Raw genomic sequence first — 22481 nt, 5'->3', positions numbered from 1 at the left:
TTGCTAACTTTTTTTAACAGCAAAGTGTAAAAAATACTAAATTCCTTTGTATACCTTAATCTTTATCTGAAAAGCTCCGTTATATTGATTAAACTGTTTTTTTATGCTATTTTATTACTATAAATGGGTATTAAAATGTTAAGGAGGATTATATGTCTTATTATTGTGAAATTTGTGGTGATTATGCAGATGTTCATCACATAGTTCATAGGTCAGAAGGCGGTTTAGATTTTAAACTTAATTACAAGTATTTGTGTAAAAAACATCACAGGTCTAAAATAGGCCCCCATAGAGACAAAGTTATAGATTTAAATTATAAACTTGAAATGCAAAACAACCTAAGAGAACTCTTTATAAAAAGTTTTTACACTGGTAATGACATAAAAATTATGTTAGGTCTTACCCCTGGTTCTTTAAAAAAATTAACTAAGAACCTAAAACTTTATAAAGAAGGATACTCTAGTGATGATTTAATATTTAATCTCATGGGAAGAAAAGTTTATTCAGAAGAATATATAGAAGATTTCATATTGCAAAAAGCAATAAGTTGTATATAGAAAGCTGTATCAAAGCTACTTCAATTTTGATGCAGCTTTATTTTTATTAATTAATATACTAAAATTTTTCTATGGTAAAACCACATATTAAACTATTATGATCATATATTCTTAAATCCTTAAAAATTTTCTTAGCTATTTCTAAATGTCCCCTATGATTTGCTCTTCCTTCTACTAACCATGATTCTATAAGCTCTTTTTGAACTTTGCTTAACCTATCCCAATACTCATAATTATCTATTAAGAATATTTCCTCTTCCTTAGAAACCTCTCTTATAACTTTTACATACCCTTCTATATCTCTTCCATTTTTTATTGGACTTTGTAATATAGGTATTGAGTTTATATTTTTAACCTTGCTTACTATATTAACTAAATTATGTTTAAATTCCTCTGGATTAATTTTTTCATTTCCTCCAATCATAATAAAAACAGCTTTAGGATTATATTTTGATACTAAATCTTCGAAGTTATTCATTAAATATTCTGAATTAACTTTTTCTGTACCAAAATTAATCATAAATTTTTCCCTTTTATTTATGCTTCCATCATTTAATTCCCATCTAATTCTCTCTTCCACATATTCAACATAATTTTTATAACCAAAGGTATCTCCTGTACCATTTGTATATCCATCCCCTAAAAACACCCATATACCCTTTTCATCTTCATTTATTAAATTTGTTATAGCTTCTAAATTATCATTTAAATTTTCTTTAGTATATTTAATTAATTCTTCTTGTGAAGGATTTTTATTACTTATGGTATTAAGAATTTCTTTGTTACACTTATTATCAACTTTTCTTTGAAGATAATTTTCTGCTTTTATTGGATAACTTAAATTACAGGTATAACTTTCTTCTTCAAAAATATCTAACTCCTTAAAAATAAATTTAACTATTTCTAAATGCCCCTTTTCATTAGGATGTATCAAATCACTAAGAAGCTCATTTTTAATATTAGAATTTTCTTTTTCTAAGTCCTCCCAATGACTATAATGATCTATTAACATTACATCATTTCCTCTAGCAACCTCTCTAAGAATATCCATATAAAATTTAAGACTTTTCCTACTTAAATCCATTTTTATTATGTTACTTGTTTGAAGGATTGGTATTGCTCCAATTCCTCTAACTTTATTAATAAGTTCTAATATATTTTTTCTATATTCTTCTAAAGGAACAATTTCATTTGATGAATCATTCATTCCAAGCATTATAAAAACAATATCAGGGTCACATATATCTACACAGATATTAAAATCTCTTATTATATCTCTAGTTGTAGCTCCTGAAACACCTGTATTAAAAATTATAATATTCTCTTTAACAATATTGTTTTTAAACTTTTCTTTTAATCTTTCTCTAAAGTGTTCTGTATAACTTCTATATCCTTTAGTATGAAGTGGCCCATGAGTTATGCTATCTCCAGTAAAAACAATATTTAGCCCCTTATCTCCTTCAATCATTATAATACCCTCTTTCTTATTTCCTTCTAACTTTAGTTTATATACCTTTTTACCTAAAAAATTAATATTTATTAAAAACTAAATTTTTATAAAATACTTAAATCTTTTGTAGGTTACTATTTAATTAATAATATCCCCCTATATGTTTATTAATTAAAGAATATTAATATGTTTAGAATTTAAGAGTTATAAAAGAAATACTTCTTTATTTAATTTTAATAAAAAAAAGACTTCAATAAAATTATGAAGTCTTCCAAAAAAATCTCTAAAAACAAAAAAGCATCGATTATAAATCGATGCTTGGTGCACCATCAGGGATTCGAACCCTGGACTCCCTGATTAAGAGTCAGGTGCTCTACCAACTGAGCTAATGGTGCATATTATATTTTTTAAAATGGAGCGGGTACCGGGAATCGAACCCGGGTATCCAGCTTGGAAGGCTGGTGTTCTACCATTGAACTACACCCGCATAAATGGAGCGGAAGACGGGACTCGAACCCGCAACTTTCACCTTGGCAAGGTGACACTCTACCATTGAGTCACTCCCGCATATTTTTATATTAATTTGGAGCGGGTACCGGGAATCGAACCCGGGTATCCAGCTTGGAAGGCTGGTGTTCTACCATTGAACTACACCCGCATAAGTGGTGCAGGTGAAGGGAGTCGAACCCCCACGCCGTAGGCGCTAGATCCTAAGTCTAGTGCGTCTGCCAATTCCGCCACACCTGCAAAACTATGTTTTTATTATAATATTTTTCAAATTCTATTTCAAGATTTTTTTGCAAATTATTTTCTAAAAACTTTAATTAACTTAATAACTTTTTTGAATTAAAATTTATAATATTGAGAACTTATTTCCACCTAAACCCTTATAATATCTTATATTCCAATTAGAATTTATTTTTATTTTATCCATTGACATACAAAAATAATAAACTTATAATCTAAAGTAAATATTATAAATTTATTAACACAATGAAGAGACGAGTAAACTTTGGTACATTTTCAGAGAGAAGGTACAGTAGCTGTAAGTACTTTTAAATGGAATTAGTTGAAGACTACCTCTGAGTGACTCTAATCCAGTCCGTCATAATCACGTTACGATTAATTTTAAGTGGTACTTTATTTTTAATTATTAAAGTACAAATTGGGTGGAACCACGGGAATATACACTCTCGTCCCTTTTCTATATTTAGAAGAGGGATGAGAGTTTTTATTTTATATGAATGAAAATTAAAAGAAATTTATTTTGAAAGGAGAAATTAATATGATAAAAATTACACTTAAAGATGGTTCAATAAAAGAAGTTGAAGCTGGACTATCAATTTTTGAAATAGCTCAAAGCATAAGCCAAGGACTAGCTAGAAATGCTTGTTGTGGTATATTAAACGGAAAAGTTGAGGACTTAAGATTTATAGTTAATGAAGATTCTTCATTAGAAATCTGTACTTTTGATTCTAAAGAAGGTCAACATGCTTTTAACCACACTGCTTCTCATGTATTAGCAGCTGCAGTTAAAAGATTATTCCCTCAAGATAAATTAGCTATAGGACCATCAATAGATAATGGTTTCTATTATGATTTTGATACTGAAAAACCATTCTCTGCTGACCAATTAAACAAATTAGAAGAAGAGATGAAAAAAATAATAAAAGAAAATCCTGAAATAAAAAGATTTGAACTTCCTAGAAACGAAGCTTTAGAACTTATGAAGGATGAACCTTACAAAGTTGAACTTATAAATGATCTTCCAGAAGGTGAAGTAATTTCATTCTACCAAATAGGTGATTTTGTTGACCTTTGTGCAGGACCTCACTTAATGGCTGTTAAACCAATAAAAGCAGTTAAATTATTAAGATCTACTGGTGCTTACTGGAAAGGTGACGAAAAGAACAAAATGCTTTCAAGAGTATATGGAACTGCTTTCCCTAAGAAATCAGAATTAGATGCTTATTTAGAAGCTTTAGAAGAAGCTAAGAAAAGAGACCATAATAAATTAGGTAGAGAGCTTGGAATCTTTACTACTGATGAAAATGTAGGTCAAGGTCTTCCATTATTAATGCCAAAGGGAGCTAGAATAATCCAAACTCTTCAAAGATGGATAGAAGATGAAGAGCAAAGAAGAGGATATGTTTTAACTAAAACTCCTTTAATGGCTAAAAGCGACCTTTACAAAATTTCAGGACACTGGGATCACTATAAAGATGGTATGTTCGTTTTAGGTGATGAGGAAAAAGATAGTGAAGTATTTGCTTTAAGACCAATGACTTGCCCATTCCAATACGCAATATATAACTCAACTCAACACAGTTATAGAGACTTACCAGTAAGATTTGCTGAAACTTCTACTCTATTTAGAAATGAATCTTCAGGAGAAATGCACGGTCTTATAAGAGTAAGACAATTCACTCTTGCTGATGGACACATAGTATGTACTCCAGAGCAATTAGAAGATGAATTCAAAAATACTGTTGACTTAGTTAAATACGTTATGGAAACTTTAGGAATAGCTGATGATATTACTTACAGATTCTCAAAATGGGATCCAAACAATACTGAGAAATACATCAATGATCCTGAAGCTTGGGAAAATACTCAAAATATAATGAGAGAAATATTAAACCACTTAAATATAGACTTTACTGAAGCTGATGATGAAGCTGCTTTCTATGGTCCAAAACTTGATATCCAATTCAAGAATGTTCATGGAAAAGAAGATACAATCATCACTATCCAAATAGACTTCGCTTTAGCTGAAAGATTTGGAATGTACTACATCGATAAAGATGGAGAAAAGAAACGTCCTTACATCATTCACAGAAGCTCAATTGGATGTTATGAAAGAACACTAGCAATGCTTATAGAAAAATATGCAGGTGCTCTTCCAACTTGGATAGCTCCAGTTCAAGCTAAAGTTCTTCCTTTATCAGATAAATATGCTGATTATGCAAATGAAGTTGTTGAAGAATTAAGAAGAAGAGGAGTTAGAGTTGAAGCTGACCACAGAGCTGAAAAAATCGGTTATAAAATAAGAGAAGCTAGATTAGAAAGAACTCCTTACATCTTAGTTGTTGGAGAAAAAGAAGCTGAAAACAAAGAAGTTTCTGTAAGAAGCAGAAAGAACGGTGAAGAAGGTGCTATGCCTTTAGCTGACTTCGTAAACAGAATAGTTCTTGAAATAGCTAACAGAGAAAACTAAGAAAATACAAAGTCTAATTAACTAAAAATATAAATATATTCTGAGGATTAATGTATTTCACTAAGAATTTATAGTAATCATTCCAAGAAATTTACTAAAGATTGAAAACTAGCTTCGCGTCGAACATTCAATCTTCTTAACGCAAATTTCTTTCCATGATTACTTAAATTCTAAAGTTCATACATATATCCTCTTCATACTATTTATATTTTTAATAAGCTTATATTAATAACATTTTAATTTATAATCAAAAAAGAACTTGGAAGTATTCCTATGAAATCCATAAGGAATACTCCAAGTTTTTTTATTTTAAAAGAAATATTAATTTAAAATATTAAGCAAACAAATCTATACTAAATAAGATTAATAATATTTTATAGTTATTATTAATTTTGATAAATTTAATCTATATTCATAATAAACTTACTTAATCATACTCTAAATAAATCATAAATTTTGTTTTAAAAACTAAAATTTGCTGTCGTCTATGCTTTCTAAGTATTCATCCACTACTCCTACTACACTTTCAACACATCCATTTTCAAATGGTGATTTTAAGTTAGCATATTTTAATAAGCCTAAGAATGTCTTAGTTCCACCTATGTTACATAGATTTAAATAATCTTCCCATGCTTTTTCATGATTTTCTCTATCTTTTTTCCAGAATTGAAGTGCACATATTTGAGCTAAAGTATAATCAATGTAATAGAATGGTGATAAGAATATATGGTTTTGTTGGAACCACCAACCACCTCTTTCTAGGAAATCACATTCATCGTAGTTTTTATGTGGAAGATATTTTTTCTCTATTCTTCTCCATGCATCTTTTCTTTCCTTTGGTGTACATTCTGGATTTTCATATACAAAGTGTTGGAATTCATCAACTGTTACTCCATAAGGAATAAATTTAATGGCATCTCCTAAGTGATAGAATTTATATTTATCTGTATCTTCTTTAAAGAATAAATACATCCAAGGCCAAGTAAAGAATTCCATACTCATTGAGTGTATTTCACAACTTTCCATAGTTGGCCATTGACACTCTTGCATTTCTATCCAAGAACTTCTAAAGTTTTGGAATGCATGGCCAGCCTCGTGAGTTAATACATCTACATCCCCAGCTGTTCCATTAAAGTTTGAGAATATAAATGGAGCTTTATAGTTAGGGAAATTAGTACAATATCCTCCAGCTGCCTTTCCTTTCTTAGCAACTAAGTCCATTAAATCATTCTCAACCATAAAGTCAAAGAATTCTTTGGTTTCCTTTGAAAGCTCTGAATACATTACCTTTGCATTTTCAACTATCCACTTTGAATCTCCCTTTGGAGTTGGATTCCCACTTAAGAATTCAAATTTTTCATCATAATATTTTAAAGTTTCAAGTCCTAATCTCTTAGCTTGTCTTTCATATAATTTACTATCTATAGGAACTATAAACTCTTCAACTTGTTTTCTGAAGTTTTCAACCATTTCCTTATTATAGTCATATCTTCTCATTCTTACATAGCCTAATTCCACAAAGTTATTAAAACCAAGCTTTTTAGCTATTTTTGTTCTTACCTTTACAAGTTTATCAAAGATATCATCTATTTCATCTTCATGCTTCACAAAGAAGTTATATTTAGCTTCTGATGCTCTTTTTCTAACTTCTCTATCCTCTGATGTTACAAAAGGAACTAATTGTGCTAAGGTTCTTTCCTCTCCATCAAATTCAATTTTAGCTGAAGCAATAAGTTTTTGATATTGACTACCTAATTTATTTTCAAGTTGCATATCCTCTATTACTTCTTTTGAAAAACTCTTTTGAGAATACTCTGCCTCTTTTATTATAGTTTCACCATAATAATCACCTATTTGATCCTTAAATGGTGAACTTAATAATGCTTTATAGAATTCATTATTAACTTCTTCAATAAGAGGAGAATTTTCATCCCAGAAATCACTTTCTTCATTATAGAATTCATCCTCAGTATTTATTGTGTGTCTAACTTCTGATAAGGCCATCATAGTTGATGTATTATTTCTTATCTTATTTATTTTTCCTATTACTTCTTTAGCCCCATTAAAGTCCTTTGCTTCTTCTAACTCTTTTATAAAAGATCTAATATCTTCTCTATCTTTTTCTATATTAGGTCTTTCATATTTAAAATCTTCAAATTTCATTGTTTACCCCACCTCACAATTATATTTTATATAATTCTGACATAAGTAAAATTTATTATCAATAAAGTAAAATTATCAAAAATATTATTTTACTATTATGATTTTTTTAAACTAATAATTTTCTCTTCACTTATTATTAAATCAACCTTCTCATCAAAGAATTCATGTGGAATTTCATCAAAAACTTGAAAATCATAACATAAAGCAACTCTCTTACTATTAGGGTATTTACTTAAAAATCTATCGTAAAATCCTCCCCCATATCCTAATCTATTTCCCTTTAAATCAAAGGCTAAACCAGGTATTATAATTAAATCAACTTCCTCACTTATATCTTCACATTCAATGCTTGGTTCTAATATTCCAAAGGCACCACTTTCATTTAATTGAAGTAAAGATTCTATTTTCAAAGCCTTCATTTGTCTTTCTTTTAAACTAACAGGAATAACTTTAGGAACTGCAACTTTTTTATCTGAAACTAATAATTCTTTTATTATCTCAACTGTATTTACTTCAGAGTCCATATTTACATATATAAATACAACCTTACTATTCTTATATATATCACTTTCCAAAAGAGTTTTTCTTATTTTTTCATCAGCCCTTAACTTAGTATCTCTATCTATATTTTCTCTTTTTAGCTTAATTTCTTTTCTTAACTCTCCCTTATCCATATGAAATTCCTCCTCATAGACTTTTAATAATTTTACCATATTCTGTATTGCAATACTATATAAATACACTTAATATTCTTTTCGTATAAATGCATCATAATAAAAAATAATGTGCTGTATCAAAATATAATAATAAAACTTACAAACATATTCCGAGAATTACTTCTTCATACTGTTTGTAAGTTTTATAAAAATCTATTTTGATACACGACCAAGTCTATTAAATTATTTTCTAGCTACTATTGTAAAAGTCTTTGGAATCCCTTTATCAAAAACATCACTTGATAAATTAGGCTCCTCTGTTAAACTTTCTATCTTAAGTCCAGTATTAGCAACGGCAGTTACTATTTCTCCTAAATTCCACTTACGTAAAAATACTTTTTCTACTTCTCCTTCTTCTAAGTATTTTGAGTAAGCAACTTCTTTTTCCTCTAATGAAGTATCAAAGTAATCTCCTGTAACCTTATGTTTTCTTACCTTTGCTGTAGAACCCCTTGAAGTTATTAGTTTAGTTGATACTGGATGAAAATCTCTTAATACAGCTTTCCCTCCATCCTTTAATAAACTATGTATAACATTCATAAAAGGAGATAAATCTGAGAAATAATGAAGTATTCCCATCTCTGCAAATACTATATCATAATCTCCACTCATAACTTCTTTAGGCATTTTTAAAACATCACTTAGAATGAAGTTAATCTTTACTCCGCAAGCCTCAGCTAAATCTAAAGCATATCTTCTATTTCCTTCTGAGAAATCCACTACAGTAACATCTGCCCCTAATAAAGCTAATGCAACAGCCTTATTTCCATTAGAGCCCATAAGATTAAATATCTTCTTTCCTTTAACATCTCCAAATTTATCTAACAAAACATTTAATTTTTTCTCAGGCATAGATTTAATTTTCTCTGCTGCTTCCTTAGCAGTTCCAAATCTCTTTACCCAAGCATTGTATGTCTCTTTATTCCAAGCCTCTTCATTTTCATTTATACATACTTTTTTATCTTCTAAAATATTATTTTCTTGAAATTTTTCCACTGTAAATACCTCATTAATTAATATTAGCTTATTCCTCAGAATTATGAGGTTTTAGCGAAAGTATTATACTTCAATAAAAATCATTTTTCAATATATTTTTCACTAAAAATAAGGAGTGTTTAAAATCACTTTATAGCATTTTAAATACTATTTTAATGATTTAAACACCCCTAACACATATAAATAAGGTTAAAATTTTAAGCTAATTTTATATTAAATTCTTTCAGCACCAATTGCTGCTTCTAAATCTCTTATTATTACATTTACTATATCTAACTTACCCTTAGCATAGTCTTTCTCTTCTAACCAGTTTAACCCTGTTTCAAGGCACTTTTTAGTTTCCTTATACTCTGCTAATAATTTTAATAAACTCTCATTATTCATATTCAAAATCCCCCTTTTTTTATTCAACAGTTACTGATTTAGCTAAGTTACGTGGTTTATCAACATCAAATCCTTTAGCTTTAGCTACATAGTATGAGAATAATTGTAATGGTACAACACTTAAAACTGGTGATAATAAGCTTAATGTTTCTGGTATTTCTATTAATCCTTCAAACATTTTTCTCTTACTTTCTTCCATGTCACCTTTAAAGCAAACACCTAAAACGTTAGCTCCTCTTGTAACAACTTCTTGAACATTACTTATCATTTTATCCATAAGCTCTCTTTGAGTTAATAATGATACTACTGGAATATCTTTTTCTATAAGAGCTATTGGTCCATGTTTAAGTTCTCCACCTGCATAAGCCTCTGAGTGAATGTAAGAGATCTCTTTAAGTTTTAATGATCCTTCCATTGCAACTCCATAATCCATACCTCTTCCTAAGAAGTATAAATCTTTTTCTGTAGATGCTTTAACTGCAAACTCTTTTATTAAATCTGTATTTTTAAGGATTTCTTCAACTTTTTCTGGTAATTCAAGCATTGCTTTTTTGATTTCCTCAATTTCTTCTACTGATTTGCTTCCTTTTAATTCAGCAAAGTGTAATGCTAATGTGTACATAGCAATTAATTGAGTTACATATGCTTTTGTTGATGCAACAGCTATCTCTGGACCAGCCCATGTATATAATACATCGTTAGCTTCTCTTGAAACTGAGCTTCCTACTACGTTAGTTACAGCTAACACTCTTGCACCTTTTGCTTGTCCATCTCTTAAAACTGCTAAAGTATCTGCAGTTTCTCCTGATTGGCTTAATACTATTATTAAAGTTTTATCTGTAATAACAGCATCTCTATATCTAAATTCTGAAGCTATATCCACTTCTACTGGTATTCTAACTAATTTTTCTATAGCGTATTTTCCAATAACTCCAGCATGGTAAGCTGTTCCACAAGCAACTATATATACTCTATCAACATTATCTAAATATTCTTTAGTTATTGATATATCATCTAAAGTTACTTCTTTTCCTTCCATTATTCTTGAAGTCATTGTATCTTTTATAGCTTTTGGTTGCTCGTTAATTTCTTTTAACATGAAATCTTCATATCCACCTTTTTCAGCAGCATCAACATTCCATGTTATATGATAAACTTCTTTTTCCACTGGATTTTTTTCTTCATCAAAAAGAGTAACTCCATCATTTGTTAATACTACAAACTCTTTATCTTCTAAAAGATAAACTTCTCTTGTATGATTTAAAACTGCTGGGATATCAGAAGCTATGAAATATTCTTTTTCTCCTAATCCAACTATTAATGGACTATCTTTTCTTACAGCTACTAATTTTTCTGGCTCATCATTACATATAACTCCAATAGCATATGAACCTTCCATGTGTTTAGTAGCTTCCATAACTGCATCTAATAAATCACCTTTATAGTAGAAATCTACTAAGTTTGGAATAACTTCTGTATCAGTTTCTGATTTGAATTCATATCCTTTTTCCATTAACCAGTTTCTTAATTCATTGTAGTTTTCAATGATTCCATTGTGAACTACAGCTATTGTTTCTTTATTATTTAAATGAGGATGTGAGTTAACATCTGATGGTTCTCCATGTGTAGCCCATCTAGTATGTCCTATTCCGATTCCACCCTCTATTGGATTTTCATTTAACATTCCTTCTAGGTTTGCTAATCTTCCTTTATGCTTTTCAGCCTTTATCTTATTATCTTCTAAAACTGCAACTCCTGCTGAATCATATCCTCTATACTCTAATTTTGATAATCCTTCAACTAATATATCTGTTGCCTTTTTCTGTCCTACGTATCCAACTATTCCGCACATATTATTTTCTTCCTTCCCTTTTGTAAAATTATATTCTAACTTTCAAAATAAGCTTTATATAACTTCTTACTGCATAGAAGGTTTGAAACACCCAATTGGCTTTGTCCTTAAAATCACTTTTAAGCTTTAACCAATCTTTTACGGTAGTGCTTTACCGTGGGGCATCCGCCGAAAATTCGATACTCCCCAACCTCGTCAACTTAAATTTATTAAGAATCTTAATAATCATTTTAATCTACTAAAGTTAAATTACTTATTAGTCTATCAATAAAACTTTAAGTTCTGGCGCTTTAATCTATTATTTTGAAAGTTAATATATTCTATGCATCATCTTTCTAAAAAGCCACAAACTTATTCTAACACTTTTTTAAAAAAATTCAAGCTTTTAAAGCTTATTTTAGTTCATTTTTAGTTATTTTCATTTATTTTTAAGAAATATTTTTAATTATCTGTCTATACCTCTATATTTCTTTCGTTTAATATATTAATGTATAGTTGTATAGACATCTATAGTATTTGATTTTAAAATTAACTTTTTAAACTCCATATTATAAAAGAAATTTTTATATTTATTTCTTTCATTTTCAACTTCAAAGTATAATTAATTTATAAATTCTTTCCATTATTTAAAATTTCTCAGTAAAAAAGCTTACTTATTTATAGTAATTAATTTTTATGCTTTAATTTCTTATAAAAAAATCTTGGAATAAGTAAATATCTATCTTTAACTGTTCCTTTTCCTAGGAAAAATCATATTATAAATACTATAAAAATAATTTAGGAGATTTTTTATGAGCTATACTACAGAAAAGCAACCTCAAGGAAAAGCCTTGGATATAAAAGGATTTTTAAGGGAAGCTTTAATCTCAGAAATAGTTGCCATCAATGGTTATAGTAAACATATAGATGAAATTGCTTTAGTAGAGATAAAAGAATTATTACATCACATAATGGAAGATGAAAAAAGACACTATGGTCAATTTTTAGAAGCTCTTAGAAGATATGATAAAGAAGAATTTGAAGTATATGTAGAATCAGTTGATCATGTAGAAATAAAAGACAAACCTTTAAAGAAAATATATCACGAAAATAAAAAATTAACTGCTTATAGTATTTTAAATAAAATTCGAGATGATATTAAAGGAGAATACGAGGCCATATTACTCTATGATGATTTAATAAATAAAATAGAAGATAAATGCCTTGTTAAAATGATAAGAGATATAACTAAGGATGAAAAGGAACATGTTGAAGAACTTACCCTTGCCTTAATGAGACTTGATTCAGATAAATATGGACCAATTGAAGAAAATTAATATAATTTTTAATAATAAAATAAATAAAAATATTTTAAATCATAAAAAGCTATAAATAACATGAATAGTTTTAAATAAAATTATCATGTATTTATAGCTTTTATAATTCTATGGTTTTATATAATATTTTTATAATTTAATATAATATATTAATTACATTTAGCTTCTATCATTCTTGCTAAGTTATGAGCCATTTCATCTATCTCAGCTTGATTTTCACCTTCAAGCATAACTCTTACTAATGGTTCTGTACCTGATGGTCTTATTAATACTCTTCCGCAACCATCTAAAGCAGCTTCCATTTTCTTGATTTCAGCTATTATTTCTTCATCTTCTTCATGAATATTTTTCATGTTATTAGGTACTTTTGCGTTAACTAAAACTTGTGGTAATACCTTCATTACATTTTTTAATTCAAATAAAGATTTTCCAGTTCTCTTAACTATGCTAGCTACTTGAAGTGCAGTAACAAGTCCATCTCCAGTTGAGTTATGATCTAAGAATATGATATGACCTGATTGTTCTCCACCTAAAGAATATCCTTTAGCTAACATTTCTTCTAATACATATCTATCTCCAACTTTTGTAACTGCAGTATTTATTTTTTCATTCTTACAAGCTATCATTAGTCCTAAGTTACTCATTACAGTTACAACTAGAGTATCATCTTTTAATCTACCTAATTCTTTTAAGTATTTAGCACATATTGTTAAGATGAAATCTCCATCAACTAAGTTTCCTTGCTCATCAACAGCTAAGCATCTATCTGCATCTCCATCAAAAGCAAATCCCATATGACATTTTTTCTTAACAACATACTCCATTAATTCTTCTGGATGAGTTGATCCACAATTTTCATTTATATTAGTTCCATCTGGATTATCATTTATTACAAATATTTCTGCTCCTAATTCTCTGAAGGCTCTAACAGCAGCTTCGTGAGATGCACCATTTGCACAATCTAAAGCTACTCTTAATCCTTCTAAAGATATTCCTATTGTATCTTTAGCAAAGCTTATATAATCTTCTAAAGCAGCTTTTTCTATTATTTCTCTTCCTAAATTAGCTCCTGTTGGTGAAGGTACATTTTCAAAACCACTTTCTATAACTCTTTGTATTTCATCTTCTAAATCATCTGATAATTTATATCCCTTATCATCAAAGAATTTTATTCCATTATATTCAACTGGATTGTGTGAAGCTGATATCATAACTCCAGCGTCTGCTCCATATACTCTTGTTAAGTGAGCTACCGCTGGTGTTGGAACTACTCCTAAGCATACTGCTTCTGCTCCAACTGATAATATACCTGCAACTAAAGCAGCCTCTAGCATATCTCCTGATATTCTAGTATCTTTTGCTACTAATATCTTAGGTTTATGAGTTCCCTCTGTTAAAACATAAGCTCCAGCTCTACCTAAGTTATATGCTAATTCTGCTGTTAATTCAGTATTTGCTATTCCTCTAACTCCATCTGTTCCAAATAATCTTGACAATTTATGTCACCCCTCTAATAAATTTATATTATACTTATATTTAATTAAAATACCTATAATTTTGCTACTTAATTAATACTTTTTACACTTTCAAAGAATACTGTATGTAATGCTATTTGTCAAATATTAGTTATTAAAAATTAAAATTTTCTTTATATTTTATAGTCATTTTTTATGTTACCACATGAATAAAATATATTTATTACTAAAATATTATTTTTAGCTTGTTTTAGTTAACATTATTTTCACTAATTATTGCATAGATTTATTTATATTAATATAATATCTCATCAATATTAGCATATACTTGAAACTATAAAGGTAATAAATTTATGTCTATTTAAAGAGCTATAAATTTTATATTTCTATATATCCTACATAAATATTGGTGAAAACATTTTAATTATGGACATAAGTCTCATTACGCCTTAAAATATTAATTGAGTGATATAAAAGAAAGGGGATAATTTACATGACAACTAATGAATCTAATTACATAGATGAAAATAAAAATCCTATAGAAACTGAAGATTTTGCTAAAGCTTTAGCTGCTGAAGAAGAAAATTCTTGTAAGAGAAAAAAAGAAGTAATTGAGAAAATAAGAAGCTTAGCAAAAAGTGCTCAAAATTGGAAAGAAGCTAATAAAGAATTCAACGCTCTTCTTGAAGAGTTTAACAATATTTATTACTATGACCAAGAAACTGAGAATACCCTAAAAAGTGAATTAAGAGAAGCTAAAAATGAATTCTATACTGCTAGAAAAGAATTCTTTGAAAAAGCAAATGAAGGTTTCAAAGAAAATGCTGAAAAGAAAGAAGATGTTATAAAAAGACTTGAAGCTTTAGTATATACAAGTGATATAAAAGCTTGCGATATGTTAGCTAAATCTTTATCTGAAGAATTCTATGCTATAGGCTTTGCAGGTAAAGAATTAAACACTGAATTATATGATAGATTTAAAAAGGCTAGAAATGCAGCTCAAGAAACTAGAAAAGCTGCTATGGAAGGCTTAAGAGAAGAATTCGGAAATAAAGCTGATAGAAAAAGAGAAATTATCTCAGAACTTAAAGCTTTAGTTAATAATGAAAACTGGAAAGAAGCTACTGAAAAGTTCAATGCTCTTTGCGATGAATTCAAAGGTATAGGTTTCTCTGGAAAAGAAGGAAATGAAGAAATTTCTCTAGGATATAAAGAAGCTAAGGATGCTTTCTTTGCTAAGAGACAAGAATTTTTTGATGCCCTAAAAGCTGAGAACAAAGTTAATATAGAAAAAAGAAAAGCTCTTATAGAAGAATTAAAGAAACTATATGAAAATGATAGTTGGAAAGAAGCTTCTGCTAAGGTTAAAGAAATAAGTGATGAATTCTTTAAAATAGGATTCTGCGGAAAAGAAGAAAATGAAAAACTTATAAACGAGTTTAAAGAAATAAGAGATGGTTTCTACGCTGCTAGACAAGAATATTTTGATAAGATAAATGCTGCTAGAGCTAATAAACAAAAAGATTTCTTAAACTCTTTACTTAAAAATAAAGATGAGTTTGTTAAAAAGCTAAAAAAATATATTAGCCAAGATGAAGAAAGACTTTCTGACTTTACTAACAGATTATTTAATGTTAGACCTGGAAACAATTCTTTAGAAACTATTGAAAAATACCAAGAAATAGTTGAAGATATCAAAGGTAGAATTGAAAGCAATAAAGCTAAAGTTAAAGAAGTTCAAAATGAAATGCATGAAATAAGAAATGAACTAAACAATTTAAAATAAAAATATAGGTTATTATATAGAAAAATATATTTTTTATATTATTCTATATTTTATTAACTTATAAATATTTAAAATACCCCTTAAGTAGATTTAAGAAAACCACCTTTTAAAATCTACTTAAGGGGTATATTTTTTACTAAACTATATAATTTAAACTTTTATAATCATATAATTCAAACTTTCGTATTAAATTATATAGTTTCTAAGTATCTTACTTATTTATATAGCATTATAAATAAAATTACTTTTCCATAAAATAATCATATATCTTCTTTAGGTAATATTATAGTAAACTTACTTCCTTCACCTAGTTTACTCTCTAACTTAACTTCTCCTCCATGAGAAGATACTATGGATTTAACTATGGTTAGTCCTATTCCTGTTCCTCCAGTAGCTCTAGTTCTAGATTTATCTGCCCTATAGAATCTTTCAAAGACATATTTTAAATCCTCTTCTGAAATACCTATACCTTGATCTTCTATTGATATTATAACCTTATTATCTTTTAATTTTTCTTCTATAAAAATAGTACTTCCCTCATTTGAATACCTAATAGCATTTGAAAGAATATTTACTAAAGCCTGTGTTATTTTATCCTTATCACAATATAAATTAATATTCTTTTTTTCATATTCTATCTTTATATTTTTGCTTTTTGCTAAATTAGAAAATTGAAATATTACAAAGCAAATTATATCACTTATATTCACATTATCCTTTTTAAGCTTAATAGAAGACTCATCATACTTATTTAACTTTTGCATATCACTTACTAAGGACGATAATCTTTCTGCCTCTTCCTTAACACTTAGTAACCTTTCCTCTGTAGGTTCCCATATGCCATCTATCATTGCCTCTAAGTGAGACTGTATATTTGTTAAAGGAGTTTTTAACTCATGAGAAATATCCCCAGTAAGTCTTTTTCTTATATTCTCTTGCTCTTTTATACTCTGTGAAAGATTATTTATGGAATTTATCAAATCATTTATCTCTAAAATATCTGTATTTATCTCAATTTTCTTGTCATACTCTCCTTTAGAGATATACTTCGCCTTTGTCATGAGCTTATTTATTGGTCTTGTTATGGATCTTGAAATTATAAATCCCATTATTGTAGATGCTAAAATAAGTAAAACTCCAATACCTAATATTATCTTATTTACTATATCCAGAAAAACTAATTCATTCTGCATATAAAATATAGGACCATAAAATTTTACCCTAACCTCTCCAATTTTTTCTCCACTCTTTATTAAAGGATAATACACAGGTTCAAATTGACTTGTTGTAGAGCCATATTTCCCTTCCATAGAACTTTTTATAAAATTCATAATTCTATTGCATTTATCCTTAGAGTTTTTTTCTATGTTCATTATTTCCTTATCTTCTTTATCATATAAAGCAACTATAATCCCTTTATCTAAGGAATTATAAGTTATCTTCTCTATATTCTTATAATTCCACTCATTATCGGAATATTGTTCACTTAGCTCCATCAAAATGTTTTGTACTGTATTCTGATTTTTAATCATAATATAGTCACCAAATTTTTTATCAAAATAAAATTTAGATATGACCACAGTAAGTAAAGTTACAATTATTATGATAACTATAGATGGAACTATAACCTTAAAATTTAAACTTTTATATTTTCTTACCTTCAAATTTATATCCCACCCCATATACAGTTACTATGAACTTAGGTTTTCTAGTATTTTCTTCTATTTTACCTCTTAAATTTTTTATGTGAGAATCTATAACCCTATCAAAGCTATCACTTTTATCCCCTAATACTAACTCTATTATTTCGTCTCTAGTAAAGATTTTCTTTGGATAGCTACTTAGGCAAAGAAGTATATTAAACTCTGTTGATGTTAGAGTGATTAATTCATCTCTAACCCATACTTCTCTTGTATCTACATTAATTTTTAACTCTCCATTATTAAAGACTAAAATATCACTTCCCTCATTAGGACATGGTGTGCTTCTTCTAATAATAGCTTTTATTCTAGCAATCAGTTGTTTCACACTAAAAGGTTTTGTAACATAATCATCAGCTCCAATGTCAAAGCCTTCTAATAAATCCTCTTCCTCAGTCTTAGCTGTTATCATTATTATTGGAACACAACTCTTTGCCCTAATAACCTTACAAACCTCTTCTCCACTTAAATCTGGAAGCATAAGATCTAAAAGAATCAAATCTATTTTATTGTTATCAAATATTTTTAAAGCCTCTTCTCCATTACTACAAGAAAAAACACTGAAACCTTCTTTTTTCAAATAAGCTTCTAATACCTCAATGATTTTTTCTTCATCATCAACTAATAATATATTCAAACTTTCCACCTCTTATAAATAATTAGAATTTTCATTAGTTATATTTAAACTAAAAACTATATAAATAATATGTAGAATTATAAGCTTGTCCAATAAAATAAATAAATTTATTTAAAAAGAAGACTAAATATATAGTCTTCCTTCTAAATTAGTAAAATCAATATTTTATTATTCTTGTCTAAAAGTTGAACATTCTGTATTGTCTTGGTGTTGTGCATAATCACCTGAAATATCTATGCTTTCAGCATGACATTTACAGTTTTTATTGTAGCAGCATTTCTCAGCTTCACATGCAACGCTAGTTGCTGGCTCTGCAGGGCCCATATCAACAGCAGCGTTAGTAAATCCACCTTTCTCAACAAAGCTTCCACAACAAGTAGCTTCTGAATGATTAGCAAATGAACCATTTACTTTTATTGAATTTAATGAACACATATCATTTTGATTATATGCACAGTTATCTACACCACAGCTTAAATTTGGCATACTATATCCCTCCTTAAGTATTAATGATAGTAGTATGCCTCTTTTTAAAATAATTATTCTTCTAATTATTTCTCATCTAATCTATTTAAGATATTATTGTAACCATCTGCTCCATAGTTTAAACATCTATTTACTCTACTTATAGTAGCTGTTGAAGCCTTAGTCTCTTCTGCAATTTCAGTATATGTTTTTTTCTCCCTAAGCATTTTTGCAACATGTAATCTTTGCGCTAATGCTTTTAGCTCTGAAATAGTGCATATATCTTCAAAAAAATTATAACATTCATTTATATCTTCTAACTTTAATATAGCCTCAAATAAAAAATCTAAATCCTTACCTTTTAGTTTAGATTGTACTCCATTCATATAATCTTCTCCTTCAACTACTGGTATATTAATATAACTCTATAATAGTTAAATATTTTTTCTTTATTAAGTTAATTATATCTCTTTATCATAATAAATAAAATAATACTTGTATTAGAACTAATTTAATCTTGATAAATTATACCTTAGTATTAGAGCTACCCTTTGGATCTGTTAATGGTCTTAAGGAATTCCATCCCTTCTCAAGCTTTTCATAAACAGATTTAGTTGGTATTAGCCATACTTCTCCAGTCCCCCTAAATACATTTAAAAGCCCTTCTCCTCCAGTAGCTGTAGATACTAGTGATTTTGATGACTTTTCAACTGTAAACTCAATATCTCCAGTTCTCAATATGGCAAAATTTCCATCAACCTTTAACACATCATTATTTATTTTACATTTAAATACCTCTTCCTCAGGTACTGGTATTTCTAAAACCACTATTCCATTTCCTGAAAGCTTAGTTTGAAATACTCCCTCATTTCCTAAAACCATAGAGGATAAAGATTTATTCATGTGGGCAGTTATTTCTACACTACTTTCACAAGCGTAAAATAATCCATCATCAACTATTATTTCATCATCTTCTAATTCAATTAAGGCATAATGACCAAAGGAAGGTTCTAAAAATATATCCCCTGTTCCTTCATATTTAGGTTTAAATGTACTCTCTCCTGTAACTTTACTAGAAAAAAGTTTTTTACCTAATCCTATTGGCCCACCAATCTTATTTTTCATAGATATTGGACCTCTCATATAGCTTAAGGCTCCCTTTTCTATATTTACAGAGCTATCTTCTAAAATAATTCTTACCTGTCTAAGCTTTATATTAGCTTCCTTCATTTGATTTAGTTTAACTGCAAGCTCTAAGGAATTTCCTCCCTTTAAACTATCATACTCTAAAACCTGAAATACAGAATCTCCTCTCATTTCAGTTATCATATTAATTTTATTTTCTATATTCAATGATGTTCTCATGTAAATCGCCCCTTTACGCTAAGTTCTTCCTTTAATTATATCCTAAAATTACAAACTTAATAATTACAAAAATTAAAAAAAGCTAGAGATCATTAAATTAATCTCTAGCAAAACATTTATATAAATATATCTTTGTGGACTTTTTTTAATTTTTTATGGTTTCCTAGAATATCCTCATAATAAACTCTAAGCATTTCTCCAACACTCCAAGCTTGAGCATAGCATCCCCTAGCTTTATAAGGATTATCACCATCAAAAATTTCAGCAATACTTCCTAAGCATTGATCTTTAATATGATCTTCCATATCTCTCATTAAAGAATCAACTAACTCTACAGCTTCTTTAGAATAATCATTTACCTTACAATAAGCTGTGAAAAATCCTCCAAGAGGAAATGCCCATGTTGTTCCTTGATGATAGGCCATATCTCTATCAAAAAGCTTTCCTATATAAATTCCATGATAATCCTTATGGTCTCTACTTAGACTTCTTAATCCATAGGGAGTATATAATTCTTCAAAAACCTTTTGAACAATATACTTTTCTTTTTCTCTATCTAACATTGTAAAAGGTAATGATACTGCCCAAATCTGATTAGGTCTTAAGCTATGATCCTTCTCATTATGATTTACAACATCGTAAAGATACTTTCCATCCTCATTCCAAAAAGCCTTATTAAATGAATCTTTAACCTTTTGCGCTAGCTCTTCGTACTCATTCTTTTCATCTTTTTCAAACTTATCTTTTAATAAGCCTGCTATTTTTAAGGCATTATACCATAAAGCATTTATTTCAACTGGTTTACCATGTCTAGGAGTAACCACTATACCATTTACTCTAACATCCATCCAAGTTACCTGATCTAATCCTGATCCAGCATTTATTAAAGAATCCTCTTCATCCATTTTTATTGAGAACTTAGTACCTTCTTTATAAGCCTTTATTATATTTTTTATAGTTTTATAAACTTCTTTCTCAACAAACTCTAAAGCTTCGTAACTATTAGCATAAAGCAAATAATTATAAACTGCATTTATAAACCATAAGGAAGCATCTACTGTATTATAAAGTGGCTCTTGTCCTTTTCCTGGGAACATATTTGGGATTAATCCATCTTTCTCATAAAGGCTAAAACTTCTTATAATATCTTTAGCATCTTCTAATCTTCCAGTTGACAAAGTTAATCCATTAATAGCAATCATAGCATCTCTTCCCCAATCTAAAAACCAAGGGTAGCCAGCTAAAATTGTTTTTCCCTTTATAGATTCTCTATTTACTATAAATTGATCCCCTGCAATAGGAAGATATTTAGCTAAAATTCTTGAATCATTAAAGGTATTTTTAAGATTATTTATTCTTTTCTCTTCATTTTCTATTATTTTTTCACAGTCAAAATTCTCTTCATTTTCTATAGTACAAAGTAAATAAATCTTTTTTCTTTCCTTAGGATTTAAATTTATTTCAACAGTTCCTGGAATGTAACATTTATCCACAAACTTATCACCTGTACTTTTATCCACATCATAATAAATTTTATCCACAATTTTATCAGTTTTATCTACTATTTTTCCACCATAAGTAAAAAATCTTATATTTATGTCCTCATTTAGCTGTGGAGTAAGTTGAATTTTATTTTTATCCACAGATTTTGAAAACTTTAAATTTTCTTCTCCACTACATACTCCTGGATTTCTAAAAGTAAATAATGGTTCAATATTTATTTTTGATTCTTTACTTCCGTTTAATATGTCATATTCTATTACTACAGTATTCTTTCCATATTCCATAGCAATCTTTTTATTTATAACTACTCCATCTACAAAAAATCTAAAATAAGGTAGTCCATCATAATAAAATCCTTGAAGATTTTTAAAGCCATCCACTATTTTATCTGTATATTTACAAGAACTCAACTGGTGAAGCTTTCCATTAATATTTATTTCCTCATTTAAATTTGAAAGAATCATGTATCTCTCTTCTGGAGAATTAGTACATGCTAATAATAACCCCTGATATTTTCTGCAGTTTGCTCCTATAGCAGTTCCTCCACAAAATCCACTTATGCCATTAGTAAGCATCCACTCTTTTTCTATCCCTCTGTCATAACTAATCCAATCTTTTTTTCCAAACTTCATAAATTGACACCCCTTAATTCAATATCTAAAGTACCCTTTTAACTATTTAACTATTTAACTATAAATTTCACAAATTTTAATTCTTTATATAAATTTAGAAAAGGCCTTGCACAAAACTCAAAAACAAACTTTAAATTTACACTTTAATAAAAACATAAATTCCTAACATCCAAATATAATTTGGATTTATACTAAGTTTTCAAGTTTTAGCAAAACCATTCCTCTGATTACTTATATTTCCTAGTTATATATAAAAACAACTTTTCA

Annotated in this window: 17 protein-coding genes, 5 tRNA genes and 1 other annotated feature; of the genes, 4 read left to right on the top strand and 18 right to left on the bottom strand. The window is 28.4% G+C overall.

What is annotated here, in order from left to right:
• Positions 1–152 precede the first annotated feature (152 nt).
• Positions 153–557: an HNH endonuclease signature motif containing protein gene (locus tag I6G60_RS03505; protein WP_003454383.1), complete on the top strand. Its 405-nt coding sequence runs from the start codon at positions 153–155 to the stop codon at positions 555–557.
• A 58-nt stretch (positions 558–615) separates the two neighbouring features.
• On the opposite strand, the gene I6G60_RS03500 is transcribed toward I6G60_RS03505, so the two are convergent.
• The 6 genes from I6G60_RS03500 to I6G60_RS03475 form a co-directional block, all read right to left on the bottom strand.
• On the bottom strand, positions 616–2025 hold the full coding sequence (locus I6G60_RS03500) for an SGNH/GDSL hydrolase family protein (protein ID WP_003467540.1): 1410 nt from the start codon (positions 2023–2025) through the stop codon (positions 616–618).
• A gap of 301 nt (positions 2026–2326) precedes the next feature.
• Positions 2327–2402 (bottom strand) — tRNA-Lys (locus I6G60_RS03495).
• Between the two features lie 18 nt (positions 2403–2420).
• Positions 2421–2494, bottom strand: a tRNA-Gly gene (locus I6G60_RS03490).
• 5 nt (positions 2495–2499) lie between these two features.
• Positions 2500–2574: transfer RNA gene (locus I6G60_RS03485), tRNA-Gly, on the bottom strand.
• A gap of 17 nt (positions 2575–2591) precedes the next feature.
• Positions 2592–2665: transfer RNA gene (locus I6G60_RS03480), tRNA-Gly, on the bottom strand.
• Positions 2666–2670: 5 nt separating this feature from the next.
• Positions 2671–2754: transfer RNA gene (locus I6G60_RS03475), tRNA-Leu, on the bottom strand.
• Between the two features lie 237 nt (positions 2755–2991).
• Positions 2992–3211: a binding site (T-box leader), on the top strand.
• An 81-nt stretch (positions 3212–3292) separates the two neighbouring features.
• Here I6G60_RS03475 and thrS point away from each other — a divergent pair.
• Positions 3293–5224 (top strand): threonine--tRNA ligase, encoded by a 1932-nt coding sequence (thrS, locus tag I6G60_RS03470; protein ID WP_003457830.1) that lies wholly within the window; start codon positions 3293–3295, stop codon positions 5222–5224.
• 468 nt (positions 5225–5692) lie between these two features.
• Here thrS and I6G60_RS03465 read toward each other — a convergent pair whose 3' ends face one another.
• The 5 genes from I6G60_RS03465 to glmS all read right to left on the bottom strand — a co-directional run bounded on the left by I6G60_RS03465 (position 5693) and on the right by glmS (position 11335).
• Positions 5693–7387 carry a M3 family oligoendopeptidase gene (locus I6G60_RS03465; RefSeq protein ID WP_003457828.1) on the bottom strand — a complete coding sequence of 565 codons (1695 nt, stop codon included), beginning with the start codon at positions 7385–7387 and terminating at the stop codon, positions 5693–5695.
• Positions 7388–7482: 95 nt separating this feature from the next.
• The gene (locus I6G60_RS03460) at positions 7483–8061 is read right to left on the bottom strand and encodes a 5-formyltetrahydrofolate cyclo-ligase (RefSeq protein WP_004459316.1); all 579 of its coding nucleotides are present in this window, start codon (positions 8059–8061) and stop codon (positions 7483–7485) included.
• Positions 8062–8286: 225 nt separating this feature from the next.
• Complete coding sequence (locus I6G60_RS03455; protein ID WP_003462312.1) at positions 8287–9099, bottom strand: class I SAM-dependent methyltransferase; 813 nt, start codon at positions 9097–9099, stop codon at positions 8287–8289.
• A gap of 213 nt (positions 9100–9312) precedes the next feature.
• Entirely contained in the window at positions 9313–9483 is a 171-nt protein-coding gene (locus tag I6G60_RS03450) for a hypothetical protein (protein WP_003454473.1), read from the bottom strand.
• A 19-nt stretch (positions 9484–9502) separates the two neighbouring features.
• Positions 9503–11335 (bottom strand): glutamine--fructose-6-phosphate transaminase (isomerizing), encoded by a 1833-nt coding sequence (glmS, locus tag I6G60_RS03445; RefSeq protein WP_003457837.1) that lies wholly within the window; start codon positions 11333–11335, stop codon positions 9503–9505.
• A 791-nt stretch (positions 11336–12126) separates the two neighbouring features.
• Between glmS and I6G60_RS03440 the strand changes: the two genes are divergently transcribed.
• Positions 12127–12651, top strand: a complete 525-nt coding sequence (locus I6G60_RS03440) for a ferritin family protein (RefSeq protein WP_197925576.1) — start codon at positions 12127–12129, stop codon at positions 12649–12651.
• A 149-nt stretch (positions 12652–12800) separates the two neighbouring features.
• Here I6G60_RS03440 and glmM read toward each other — a convergent pair whose 3' ends face one another.
• Positions 12801–14147, bottom strand: a complete 1347-nt coding sequence (glmM, locus tag I6G60_RS03435) for a phosphoglucosamine mutase (protein WP_164816149.1) — start codon at positions 14145–14147, stop codon at positions 12801–12803.
• Positions 14148–14619: 472 nt separating this feature from the next.
• Between glmM and I6G60_RS03430 the strand changes: the two genes are divergently transcribed.
• The gene (locus tag I6G60_RS03430; protein WP_003457833.1) at positions 14620–15912 is read left to right on the top strand and encodes a DUF349 domain-containing protein; all 1293 of its coding nucleotides are present in this window, start codon (positions 14620–14622) and stop codon (positions 15910–15912) included.
• 260 nt (positions 15913–16172) lie between these two features.
• Here the strand turns inward: I6G60_RS03430 and I6G60_RS03425 are convergent, their stop codons facing one another.
• From I6G60_RS03425 to I6G60_RS03400, 6 genes are all read right to left on the bottom strand, one after another.
• The gene (locus tag I6G60_RS03425; protein ID WP_003457838.1) at positions 16173–17576 is read right to left on the bottom strand and encodes a sensor histidine kinase; all 1404 of its coding nucleotides are present in this window, start codon (positions 17574–17576) and stop codon (positions 16173–16175) included.
• The gene (locus I6G60_RS03420) at positions 17557–18249 is read right to left on the bottom strand and encodes a response regulator transcription factor (RefSeq protein WP_003457897.1); all 693 of its coding nucleotides are present in this window, start codon (positions 18247–18249) and stop codon (positions 17557–17559) included. The genes I6G60_RS03425 and I6G60_RS03420 overlap by 20 nt, the downstream gene beginning before the upstream one ends.
• Positions 18250–18417: 168 nt before the next feature.
• Entirely contained in the window at positions 18418–18735 is a 318-nt protein-coding gene (locus I6G60_RS03415) for a DUF1540 domain-containing protein (RefSeq protein WP_003454391.1), read from the bottom strand.
• Positions 18736–18800: 65 nt separating this feature from the next.
• Positions 18801–19100: a YerC/YecD family TrpR-related protein gene (locus I6G60_RS03410; RefSeq protein WP_003454163.1), complete on the bottom strand. Its 300-nt coding sequence runs from the start codon at positions 19098–19100 to the stop codon at positions 18801–18803.
• Positions 19101–19239: 139 nt separating this feature from the next.
• Complete coding sequence (locus I6G60_RS03405; RefSeq protein ID WP_003454256.1) at positions 19240–20079, bottom strand: AIM24 family protein; 840 nt, start codon at positions 20077–20079, stop codon at positions 19240–19242.
• Positions 20080–20195: 116 nt separating this feature from the next.
• On the bottom strand, positions 20196–22214 hold the full coding sequence (locus tag I6G60_RS03400) for an amylo-alpha-1,6-glucosidase (protein WP_003467507.1): 2019 nt from the start codon (positions 22212–22214) through the stop codon (positions 20196–20198).
• Between the last annotated feature and the right edge of the window lie 267 nt (positions 22215–22481).

Origin of the sequence: Clostridium perfringens (assembly GCF_016027375.1) — a bacterium.
GTDB classification, from domain to species: domain Bacteria; phylum Bacillota; class Clostridia; order Clostridiales; family Clostridiaceae; genus Sarcina; species Sarcina perfringens.
The sequence above is the reverse complement of the archived record's forward strand: the minus strand, read 5'-3'. Positions and strand labels throughout refer to the sequence as shown.